Consider the following 13,322-nt stretch of genomic DNA (forward strand, 5'->3'; position numbering starts at 1 on the left):
AAATTTAATCATTTGATAAAATCACTAAATATATAGTGTAATAAATATTATTCATCATATACATATACACACGCGGAATATAATCAGATTTAACAATTTGATATTTTATATTGTACGAAATGAGCAAATATATTCATAAGATGAGATGTACTATGCTTAATAAACGTGAATACTATACAAAAGAAGATTTATTAGCTTCCAGCAGGGGTGAATTATTTGGAAAAAACGGACCTACACTACCCGCTCCTAACATGCTGATGATGGATCGAGTAATAAAAATGACTAAAAATGGAGGAAATTATAATAAAGGATTTATAGAAGCAGAATTAGATATTCAATCAGATATGTGGTTTTTTAATTGTCATTTTATAAAAGATCCGGTTATGCCGGGATGTTTAGGATTGGATGCTATGTGGCAATTAGTAGGATTTTACCTCGGTTGGCTCGGAGGAGAAGGTAAAGGACGCGCTTTAGGAGTAAAAGAGGTTAAATTTACTGGCCAAATCTTACCTACATCTAAAAAAGTTACTTATTTTATTCATTTTCGAAGAATCATCAACAGAAAACTAATTATGGGAATGGCTGATGGTGAAGTATCATGTGATGGAAAAATAATTTATACTGCAACTGATTTAAAAGTTGGATTATTTAAGAATTCTACAGTATTCTAAAATATTTAGATATAAAATATAAAAATATTTTTACGTATTAATGTACCTCTATTAACTAACTCCATCAAAATTTAACTTATTTCATATAAAAGACGCAACTATTATATATTACAACAACTAACAATATATATTATTATTATAATAATAAGCATATCTCTGATTAATAATTTATTAAGTTGTAACAATTATCTATATCTGATTACGAGTGTACTCAAAGAAATAAAAAATTGTGAGCTATATATACTATATACTATTTCAAATACAATTATCAGTATATGATGTTTAATATTTACAATATAACTAAAAATTAAAATATTATTAGTCTAAAAATCAGGAGACTATAAAATGAATGTAGTATCAGTAGTAGATATACTAAGCGGTCATGTATCAAAAAATACTGAAATTACTATACAAGGTTGGATTCGAACCCGACGAGATTCTAAAGCTAAAATCTCCTTCCTAGATTTATACGATGGTTCATGTATCAACTCGTTACAAATAATTGCGTATGATAAGTTACATAACTATAAAAATGAGATATTGCGTTTAACTAGCGGTTGCTCAGTTATAATTGTGGGAATAATAGTTAAATCCATTGGTATAAAACAACATGTTGAAGTAATTGCAAAAAACATTAAAATATTAGGATGGATAGAAGATCCTAGTACTTACCCAATAACTGCCAAAAAACATACTATGGAATATCTGCGTGAAGTTTCTCATCTGAGACCACGTACTAATACAATTGGTGCTGTTGCTCGCATCAGAGACACATTATCACAAGCTATTCATAACTTTTTGCATAAACAAGGATTTATATGGATTCCTACTCCTATAATTACTGCATGTGACACTGAAGGAAGTAGCAAAATGTTCTGCGTATCTACCTCAGAAACTCAAAAAATTTTAAATAATCCAAACGAAAAATTACATCATACTCACGACACCACCTATGACTTTTTCAGTAAAAAAGCTTTTTTAACAGTATCAGGTCAATTAAATGCAGAAGCTTATGCTTGTGCGCTATCAAAAGTATATACTTTTGGTCCAACTTTTAGAGCAGAATATTCCAATACTAATCGACATTTAGCTGAATTTTGGATGATAGAACCAGAAGCTGCATTTATGACCTTAGATGATATTATTATTTTAGCAGAATCTTTACTTAAAAACATCATCAGAATACTCCTTGAAAAACGTTCCGACGATATAAAATACTTAGTTGATAAAATAAACAAAAATATTATTACTATCCTGGAAAATTTCTCTGAGATTAAATTCAATCATATAGAATATACTGAAGCAATAAAATTACTAGAAATATGCAACAGAAAATTTAATAATCCAATCCACTGGGGAACAGATTTGTTCTCTGAACATGAAAAATATCTGTCGGAAGAATATTTTAAATCCCCAGTAATAATAAAAAACTTTCCAAAAAACATCAAAGCTTTCTACATGCGTTTAAACGATGATAATAAAACTGTGGCATCTATGGATATTTTAGTTCCCGGGATTGGTGAAATAATTGGAGGTTCTCAGAGAGAAGAAAGATTATCAAAATTAGATCAAAGATTACAAGAAAACTGTTTAACACAAGAAAATTATTGGTGGTATCGTGATCTACGACGCTACGGAACAGTGCCTCATTCAGGGTTCGGATTAGGTTTTGAAAGATTAATGATATATGTAACAGGAATAAAAAATATTAGAGATGTCATTCCATTTCCCAGAACCTCAAAAAACATTAATTTTTGACAAAATCTATAGGCATAGACATAAATACATAAACAAAATAAATCTAATTATATAATGCTTAAAAATAATTCATATATACATATATTATATGCATGATTATATATTTACATTCTTATATTATTAAAATTGAAAATTTCAATATAAATAATTGGAAAAACATAATAGTTTTTGATATAAATAAAATATTCTGCATATTATAATAAATACGGATGCATGTTATGTTTAAATCTATTAAAATGGCACCTGATGATCCAATTCTTGGTTTATCAGAAATTTATGATGCTGATGAACGAAAAAATAAAATTAATCTAGGAATAGGAGTATATATCGATAAACTGAAAAATACTCCTGTTTTAACTAGCGTCAAACAAGCTGAGGAATGGTTATTAAAACATGAAATCAGTAAAAATTATCTTAGCATAGAGGGTTTACATTCCTTTAATACTGCAACTCAATATTTATTATTTGGAACAGATGATAATTCTATCATTTCAAAAAAACGTATGCGAACTGTTCAAGCTCCTGGAGGGACTGGTGCGTTACGTATTGCAGCTGAATTTATAGTAAAAAATACTAATTCTAAACGCATATGGATTAGTTCTCCTACTTGGATTAATCATAGAAATATTTTCCTTGCTGCAGGATTAAAAGTATATACTTATCCTTATTATAATAGTGTAACTAATTCACTAAATTTTAATGAACTATATTCAAGTTTGAAAGACGTTAATCCTAATGATGTCGTATTATTCCATTGTTGCTGTCATAATCCTACAGGAATTGACCCTAACGCTGAACAATGGGATATACTATCGGAATTATCAGCTAAAAAACAATGGCTACCTTTATTTGATCTAGCTTATCAAGGATTTTCGCGTGGTTTACAAGAAGATCTTGAAGGTTTATATATTTTCTGTAAAAAAAATTCAGAGTTGATAGTATGTAATTCTTATTCAAAAAACTTCGGTTTATATAATGAACGGATAGGGGCGTGCACTGTAATCACTAATAATAATAAAGATGCTGAACACGCATTAAGTCAATTACGCGTTATTATTCGCGGCAATTATTCTAATCCACCAGCTCATGGAGCATCCGTTGTATCTTTGATATTAAATAACAAAACTTTGCGATCTACATGGGAAACAGAACTCAAAAACATGCGAGAAAGCATCAATCATATGAGAAAATTATTTGCAGACACTTTGCAAACTAATGACAAAAATAGAGATTTCAGTTTTATTGAGCGACAATGTGGTATGTTTTCTTTTATGGGTTTAAATGAAAATCAAGTGATAAGATTAAGAAATCAATTTGGTATTTACCTAGTAGGAGCGGGTAGAATTAATTTATCTGGGTTATCAGACGACAACATCAATTATGTCAGCAATTCTATAATTAAAACTTTACATACAACAGCATAACCATCTTATCACCAAGATGGTTGGTGGATATTTAATGCATTTATTTTAATTAAAATAAATGCATTAAATATTTATAAAACACAAACAATAAATCGACGTACACGCATCGGCCTTTTTTAGATTTAAAGAATTTCTCTCATTGAAGAGAATCATAAATTTTTACTATTCTATGATATAGCATGTGTTATGTAAATATTATTTAAACGCTCATAACCCAACGTAGAGCTGCTACCATGTCCCGGTAAAAAAAGAATATCATCTCCCAATGGAAACAATTTAGTCTTAATAGAATTTATTAAGACTGCAATATTCCCTCCGGGCAAATCCGTGCGACCAATACTTCTTTTAAATAATACATCTCCCATCACCATAAATTTTCGTATTTTATTCCAAAATACTATGTGTCCCGGAGAATGTCCTGGACAATGTAATATATCAAAAACTTCACGACCCACTTGTACTGTATCACCATCTTCTAGCCAAACATCTGGGATGACCGCAGTAGTACTATTGTTAGGAAGATCTATATCTAATATTCTGCATTGAACAGACAAATTATCTAATAACGATTGATCAGCTTTATTTGGGCCTATTATTGGAATTTTATAATATTCTCGTAACTCCATAGCGCTACCAACATGATCAAAGTGACCATGAGTCAATAAAATTTTATTTACCTTTACTCCTAATTTATCTATTTCTGACCGTAATTTATCACTTTCTCCTCCAGGATCTACTAAAACTGCTTCATGCGTTACTTCGCACCAAATTATTGAACAATTTTGATGAAAAGGAGTAACTGGTATAATATTATATTGCATATCCATTCCATTATCGTGTACATCTATTTCTAAAAACTAATAATTATTCTAATATTATTCTTACAACACGAATCTAACCATCACAAATCATATTTATAACACAATCACATTGTAAAAATTAAATATTAAATTCTACAATAAAAAATAAATTATAAAGAAATCACATATTCACTATAACCAAAAATTTTTAAAAACACGAACGATCTCAAACATTCAAATATAATAACTATATCCCGCATTACTAATTTATATTAATCATTCTACATCATCTATATTAGATGCGATATTAAATCCTCCATCAACATAAATTATTTCACCAGTAATACCAGATGATAAATCAGAACATAAAAATACAGCAACATTTCCAATTTCGTCAATAGAAATATTACGACGCATCGGTGATTGCCTTTGATAACACAACAACATCTTTTTAAAATTCTTAATACCAGAGGACGCCAAAGTGCGAACAGGCCCGCAAGAAATCGCATTAACGCGAATACCTTTTTTTGGTCCCATGGTATTGGCCATATAACGAGTATTCGCTTCCAATGAAGCCTTAGCTAATCCCATTACATTATAATAAGGAGTAGCACGCATAGCACCTAAATAAGTCAATGTAACTAAGGATGCGCTATTGTTAAGCATTTTTTCGCATGCTTTAGCTATTCCTACAAAGCTATAAGAACTAATAACATGAGATAATGTAAACCCTTCACGAGTAACAGTATCTACATAATCACCTTTCAATTGATCAGTAGGAGCAAACGCTATCGCATGTATAAAACCATCGAAAGTCGACCACTTTTTTCTCAACTCAACAAATAATTTATCTATATAAGAATCTTCGGATACATCACACGGTAATACAATATTAGAATCAAAATTTTTAGACAGATTTTGTACTCTCAATTTTAATTTATCGGTATGGTAAGTAAAAGCTAATTCAGCGCCTTCTCTATGTAAGGCCTGAGCTATACCGTAAGCTATAGATTTATTGTTAGCTACACCGGTAACTAAAATTCGCTTATTACTAAGCAATGCCATGTTTGTATCTCCAAAATATAAGGTTTTTTATAACCAATATTTAAAAAATATAATCAATACATCAATCATTTAAAATTAATTGTAACAAATATTATTGCATTTTTATAAACTTGTCTATTATTACAGCAACATCGTTTTCAATCTTAATTGAAAGTTACTATTAAAAAATTCATAAAATATTATTACTACTGTCATAATAATCATATCTACAAACTGTATGTTTCATTACCATTGAAATCTACATTTGCCATATCGCAAACATCAATATAAATTTCAACCATAATAAACTATTCTCGTGTCATGCCCCAACTCTATTTTGCGATAATTAATTAATGATCATTAATTAAAATATTCTAATATATTTTAATTAAAAACATACACCATCTGCTTCTATGCAACCACCACAACTATCAAAAAATTTATTAAAAAATTATATTTGTAAACAATCTATCAAATCATTATTACTCATCATTCATCTTAAAAATTTTTAAATACTCTGTTTTATATCTGTCGCGATATATTTACCAAAATTTTATTAATTATATTGTTATAAAGTCTTAAATTAAATTTAACTTACTTATTAGTATATCTCAAAAATATTAATTTTGAGATAAATCCAGATCTGTCTAATCACTTTAGACACTCTAAATTATAAAATATAGATATATGTAAAAAATAATTGTTACATTTATAATTACATAATCACTATTAATTGTGAATAATATTCATAATCATTGTTATCTTAAGACGCAATTTAAATCTGAGTATATATCAAATGGATCATGCACGGATTCTTTTTTCATTTCTATATAAAATTAGAATAAATTATCTAAAAAAATCAATCACATTTTAATACTTCTATTATTCGTTTCTATTATTTAACATGAGTTAATATCACATATCAATTTTTTTATTTTTACCTAAAAACAGAATTTATCATTCTATTAGTTTATACTTTTATATTTTTATAGTTTATATGTTAATGTAAAAAATAGAAAATAAAATCTTATACAATTAGGATTGTATTAGTTCCTTAAACCTATTACGTTCATAACAAACAATATAAAAATTTTACTAAAATCATTTTATTTATTTATATTAATAATATATACGCTCAAACCTGCAATACCATCATCTTTTAACAATAAATATCCAATAAGATCTCTGCATACAGATATTAACTAATTTTATTAACTGTTATACTAATTTCATATCGAAAAAATTACAAACATATAATATTTTCTCTATCCGCAATCATTTATTCTTTTTTATAATAGGTACAATTAAATATCAAAGTATTTATTTTCTCTGTAATTACAAACATATATGAAAATAAATACCAATTACGTATATCATTCCTATTTGTTTTAAAAAATTTTAATCAAATTAATAATCTGCAATAGATATTCATAAATGTTATTAAATACATTATACTAATATAACTTAAAAATTCAAAAAGATATCAATATTTAAAATTGTAGATACAAGTTGTAATTGTCTGATTTAATATCATCTTTTCATATAGTTTTTAATAAAACTCACTAAAAAGAACAAAACTAACAAATATTATTTGTAATATAAATAACACATATAATATATGTTATTAAAAAATTAAACAATTATATGTATAGCAATGATATTCAATATCGAAATTATTAATTAACAAAGTTATCGCACTATAACAAACATAATACAGATATTTGTATATATAACATATTTTGTACTTCAATACTATTATTGAGAAACTATCAATGCTTTAATAAAAATAAACATTCTTGATGACATCTTGAGAGAGGCAATAACATGCGACTTAGGCGGGTGACAGAAGCAAGATTACCAACACTTTGGGGAAATTTTTTAATAGTAGGATTTGAAGAAAATTTCACTGGCCATAATCATATTGCATTAATATATGGAAATATCACTGGATCAGATCCAGTATTAACACGAATACATTCTGAATGTTTAACAGGAGATGCTTTATTTAGTTCACGTTGTGATTGTGGATTTCAATTAAAAACCGCATTACATTGCATTACAGAAGAAAAACGCGGTATTCTAATTTATCATCGGCAAGAAGGACGTAATATCGGATTATTGAATAAAATTCGTGCTTATGCATTGCAAGATAACGGAGCTGATACAGTAGAGGCAAACCAATGTTTAGGTTTTGCTCCCGACGAAAGAGACTTTACTATTTGCGCAGATATTTTAAAATTACTGCGCGTAAAAAAAATACGTATTTTAACTAATAACCCAAAAAAAGTAGAAATCTTAAATAAATCATGTATTAATATTACAGAAAGAGTTCCGTTAATTGTAGGAAGAAACCCAGAAAACTCTAGATATTTAGATACCAAAGCATCTAAATTAGGACATTTATTTTATAGTTATCATAAATAAAAATTATAAACGTGATAACGAAAAAAACAAAAATGTTTTTATGTAACAAATTTATTAGTTACTTCTGTATATACAAAATAATAATACGCGCATGCTCTGTTTACTTGAGCAAATCTTCTTTTCTTCAATCAAGAAAATTATAATTTTAAATATCAGTATTTAATTTAAATTATATATACAAAATTAAATCCATTTAATTCACATAATAAAATCTATCCAAACTTTTTTATAAGTTGTATCTTTAAAAAATCATTTTTTATTTATTCTTTTATAGAAAAAACCCCGACTTTAATTATAAGTCTATTCTAAATAAAAATAACTAAAAAATAATAATCTATTGATAAACAATATTTAAATTTAATTAATTTTAATATACACTAATTTATCATAAATTACACATACTTTCAAAGTATGAAAAATATCTACAAACATAATATCTTTCTTTTATTCAAAAAACTATTACCTTTCAAATTCGTTAAATAATACATACACCACAATTAAAGTCTTATTTATTGCATTAAATACAACCCCTTTATTAACATATTAATTCATTCCAATTTAACTATACCAAATTTAAAAAATCATATACTCCTGTGTATAAAAAAATGTTATCCTTTTATTCAGAACTTATTCGTATCATATGCGTAATCTATATATATTCTAATTATGACTCCCTATTATCTAAAATAAATTACATACCCGAATATCCATCCATATTCAAACATTTATTTTAATTTCAAATACCCAACAAAAATATATTCAAAAAAATAATTCTTGATCCAAATAATCGATCATCTACAAACAAAAGCAACTTTAAATTATTATTATAATAAGCAATCAATTCTATCCTACTCCACACATAAATTCTTTAATAATATTACCATTACATAAATTTTCCAATTTTTTCTCTATAGAACACAACTAATATTTAGTTGTTAACTAACCTTAATTAAAACCACTTCACATATCTCCGATGTGTATATACAATAAAATTGATGCTATACAACTCTGAAATTTCAAATAATTTACTTACTACTAATATTTTCTGTTTTAAAATACATAAAACCACAATTTAAAAAAATAACTCTATCAATATAAATTCATTAACAAACAACTATTGCTATAATAACATAGTTACTAGCATTTTTTGTTTCACAATTAATAATAAAACATATCAAAATATAAGTTAAAATATTTCATTCATATATAAAAATAATAATTCTAGACTTAATTTAAAGTTTATTATATAATATTATTTTGGAGTATCATCTATCATCAATTTATTTTAAAACTCCTCTAAAAATAATACATTCAACTATATAGCCACGTTGACTATATAACAATAATTATTGTAATGAATATTACATATTAAATTCGGTTAATAAAAATATATCTAATCACTAATGTCACATACATATAAATTCATATACCCACAGATGTATATATGCATACTAATTCAATACTGCAATTCCCATTGCAAAAAATTTATACATTAGTATAATATACTATCAACAAACAATATTAGTATTTATATTATAATATAAATACTAATTTAATAACATTTTATCCATAAAAAATTATTAAACTTAATTATTTTTTATTATTATATCTAGTTTTTTATTCATATCATTCCAATGCACATAAATCATTATTTGATCCATAATTCATTAGAATCTTGTCAATTAAAATTTCTATAGACACTAAAAATTAAAAATAATTTATTTATATGTAATATTAAATATATATATGATATCATTACGACTAAATACATTTAAACCAACTTACTGACATGCATACTTATACTTAACCTATCATGAATTAAATGAGATGTAACCAACAAACGATAATGGTTTCTATAACAATATTTATTTTGAATAATTTAAATAAAAATCCTTGTAAGTTTCCATTAATCACTGTTTTATAAACTCAATTAAAAATGAATTCATACCATTAATATAAATAAACTATATCTTGCACATATCTTGATATATTTAAAATAATCCTTTTCCAAATACTGTAAAAATTTTTATTTTTAATAAAAAGTAGCTTACTAGTTATTAAATTAATTAATTACATTCGCGTAAATAAAAACATAATGAACATAACTGTTTCATCTTCTTTAAGATAAACAAAGTTTCTCAATAAGCTGTCTTTATATGTACATTATATACACATATATTAATAACATAAATAGTTAACTATTTATGTTATTAAACACAATCTTAATCTTTATATCATTAATTAAAATAATAAAAAATTCATATACATCCCATGTAATAAACCTTCATAGCTATTAATCAAAACATTTATATAAATATTTTTATTAATTATTTTTACACCATTAAATAGCATAAAATTATACAAATATATTATCCTAATGTTAGCCTAAAATTACCATTAAATTAACACAGCAAACCAAATGTAACAACTAAATAATTTCATGTCCCAACATGACAAGAAAAGTCACATATCTAAAAAATATATTCATAATATATTTCACGTGCGTATAAACATATGTTTTTAATAGTATTATTTAAGTACATTTATTAAGTTATATTATAGCTGCTTATACAATAACATCTGTCCAAATAAAACCACCAAGACCTATAAAAACTAATAAAATATATATATTAATTATAATTTAGTATGATTTTATATTTTTCACAATAATTATACTTTAAATAAAAAATCATACATTTGATATTTATAGAAATAATAGACAGATTATTCATTAATAAGCTGTCTATTAAAAAATAGATATAAATTAGTGCATTTAATTAAAAAATGTTTTTTACTATCCTTCAATTACTGCTATTTGACATTTTAAAAAAAAAATAGTATTACTAATATCATTAGCATTCGTGCATCTATAAAATATATATAATCACATCGCAATAAAAATGAGTATTCTCTCATTGAAATCATTTCTAGTAATTAAGCAATTATTTAGAATATTACTATGATTGAAAATATTGCAATTAGATCCTTAAATATAAATGAGGTTTTTGATAAATAAATCACTGGGAAATTTAAAAAATAATGAAATATCAAAAAAATCAGATGAAATGTCTAAATATTCAAGTGCGCTATCATTCTAATCCAGCAGCCGTTTTTAATCAATTATGTAATAAACGTAATTCGACATTATTATTAGAATCAGCAGAAATTAATAAAAAACACAACATAGAAAGTATGATGATTGTTGATAGCGCATTGCGTATTACCGCTTATGGATCAACTGTTACTGTACAAGCTTTAACTAAAAATGGTGCAAGTTTACTTCCATTACTAGTACAAACATTACCCACAAAAATACAAATTCATAAAACTTCTAACAGCATCAAATTTATGTTTCCTACAACACAGACCATGACTGACGAAGATACACGTCTACGATCGATTTCAATATTTGATTGTCTACGCTCATTGTTAAAAATAATACAACCTCTTCATGATACCCCCAAAGCTACATTTTTAGGAGGTTTATTTTCCTACGATTTAATATCTTGTTTTGAATATTTTCCTCGGTTAATCAATACTTATACATGCCCAGACTACTGTTTCTATTTAGCCGAAACATTATTAGTATTTGATCATCAACAATATACTGCTTCGTTACAAATTACCTTGTTTAGTCCAAATATCTTAGAAAAAGATCGATTACAAACTAGGATGAATCAATTAAAAACCCAAATTAACCAAACACCGCAATCTATTCCTTATAAAAAAATACATAATATGACATTACGCTGTGATCCAAATGACGAAAAATACAAACGAGTTATACGTAAAATACAAAGATCTATACGTCAAGGAGAAATATTACAAGCTGTCCCTTCACGACGATTTTTCCTTCCCTGTCCTTCACCATTAGCAGCATACCATGTATTAAAAACTAATAATCCTAGTCCCTACATGTTTTTTATGCAAGACATAGCATTTACACTTTTCGGAGCTTCTCCTGAAAGTTCTTTAAAATACAATGCAGATACTCGACAAATTGAAATTTACCCCATCGCTGGTACACGAGCTAGAACTTATCGTACTGACGGATCATTGGATACAGATGCAGATAACCGTATAGAATTAGAAATGCGCTTAAATCATAAAGAATTATCAGAACATCTCATGTTAGTAGACTTAGCAAGAAATGATTTAGCACGTGTCTGTAAAACGGGTAGCCGTTATGTCGCTGATTTATTAAAAGTAGATAGATACTCTTTTGTTATGCATTTAGTGTCTAGAGTGGTGGGAGAATTGCGTCATGATCTTGATATACTACATGCCTATCGTGCATGTATGAATATGGGCACATTAACTGGAGCTCCAAAAATTAGAGCCATGGAACTGATTTATGAAGTAGAAGGTACACGTCGTAACACTTACGGAGGCGCTATTGGATACCTAACTGGTGCTGGAAATTTAGACACATGTATCATCATTCGATCAGCCTACGTCACAAATCAAATAGCTACAATACAAGCAGGAGCCGGTGTGGTAATAGATTCCATACCTCAATCAGAAGCTGATGAAAGCCGTAGCAAAGCGCGCGCTGTTTTACATGCCATTTCTACAGCACATGGTTCTAAGGAGTTATTTTAACAATGGTTAATGTAATATTACTAGATAACATTGACTCATTTACGTATAATTTAGTAGATCAGTTACGCAATCACGGCCATCAAGTACTAATATATACTAATCAACTACCTGCATCGATCATTATTGATACCATATCGAATATGGTAAACCCAATTTTAATGTTATCGCCAGGTCCTGGATCCCCTAGTAAAGCTGGATGCATGACAAAATTGATAGCACAATTACATAGAAAAATTCCAATCATTGGGATCTGTCTGGGATATCAAGCCATTGTAGAATTTTATGGAGGGAACATATCGCGATCAAAAGAAATTTTTCATGGAAAATCTTCTTTGATACATCACGACAATTCAGCTATGTTTTCTAATATACCAAACCCTTTTTTAGTAGGACGATACCATTCATTAATAGGTAGTTCTATACCAAATAATTTAAAAATTAATGCTTATTACAATAAACACACAGCAATGGCAGTACGTAATGACTCTGATCGGATTTGCGGGTTTCAATTTCATCCCGAATCTATCTTAACTGCTCATGGAACACGACTTATTCAGCAAACTATCGCATGGGCAATATGCTTAGACAAGGAACAATAA

8 protein-coding genes are annotated in these 13,322 nt (G+C 26.9%); 6 read left to right on the forward strand and 2 right to left on the reverse strand.

Translation table 11 applies throughout. The features are described 5' to 3' along the window. Positions 1 to 152 precede the first annotated feature (152 nt). From fabA to BPEN_RS02135, 3 genes are all read left to right on the forward strand, one after another. Entirely contained in the window at positions 153 to 671 is a 519-nt protein-coding gene (gene fabA, locus BPEN_RS02125; RefSeq protein ID WP_011282961.1) for a bifunctional 3-hydroxydecanoyl-ACP dehydratase/trans-2-decenoyl-ACP isomerase, read from the forward strand. Between the two features lie 345 nt (positions 672 to 1,016). Next, entirely contained in the window at positions 1,017 to 2,429 is a 1,413-nt protein-coding gene (gene asnS / locus BPEN_RS02130) for an asparagine--tRNA ligase (RefSeq protein ID WP_011282962.1), read from the forward strand. A gap of 218 nt (positions 2,430 to 2,647) precedes the next feature. Beyond that, entirely contained in the window at positions 2,648 to 3,853 is a 1,206-nt protein-coding gene (locus tag BPEN_RS02135; protein ID WP_011282963.1) for an amino acid aminotransferase, read from the forward strand. Between the two features lie 167 nt (positions 3,854 to 4,020). Here BPEN_RS02135 and BPEN_RS02140 read toward each other — a convergent pair whose 3' ends face one another. Together BPEN_RS02140 and BPEN_RS02145 are read right to left on the reverse strand one after the other, a co-directional pair. Beyond that, positions 4,021 to 4,674 (reverse strand): MBL fold metallo-hydrolase, encoded by a 654-nt coding sequence (locus BPEN_RS02140; RefSeq protein ID WP_011282964.1) that lies wholly within the window; start codon positions 4,672 to 4,674, stop codon positions 4,021 to 4,023. A gap of 255 nt (positions 4,675 to 4,929) precedes the next feature. Then, positions 4,930 to 5,718, reverse strand: a complete 789-nt coding sequence (locus tag BPEN_RS02145; protein WP_011282965.1) for an enoyl-ACP reductase FabI — start codon at positions 5,716 to 5,718, stop codon at positions 4,930 to 4,932. 1,803 nt (positions 5,719 to 7,521) lie between these two features. Here BPEN_RS02145 and ribA point away from each other — a divergent pair. The 3 genes from ribA (at position 7,522) to BPEN_RS02160 (ending at position 13,322) form a co-directional block, all read left to right on the forward strand. Then, the gene (gene ribA / locus BPEN_RS02150; RefSeq protein WP_011282966.1) at positions 7,522 to 8,121 is read left to right on the forward strand and encodes a GTP cyclohydrolase II; all 600 of its coding nucleotides are present in this window, start codon (positions 7,522 to 7,524) and stop codon (positions 8,119 to 8,121) included. A gap of 3,039 nt (positions 8,122 to 11,160) precedes the next feature. Further along, positions 11,161 to 12,723, forward strand: coding sequence for an anthranilate synthase component 1 (locus tag BPEN_RS02155; RefSeq protein ID WP_011282967.1), 1,563 nt, complete (start codon positions 11,161 to 11,163; stop codon positions 12,721 to 12,723). Between the two features lie 2 nt (positions 12,724 to 12,725). Then, entirely contained in the window at positions 12,726 to 13,322 is a 597-nt protein-coding gene (locus tag BPEN_RS02160) for a glutamine amidotransferase-related protein (RefSeq protein ID WP_011282968.1), read from the forward strand.

Origin of the sequence: Candidatus Blochmanniella pennsylvanica str. BPEN (assembly GCF_000011745.1) — a bacterium.
GTDB classification, from domain to species: domain Bacteria; phylum Pseudomonadota; class Gammaproteobacteria; order Enterobacterales; family Enterobacteriaceae; genus Blochmanniella; species Blochmanniella pennsylvanica.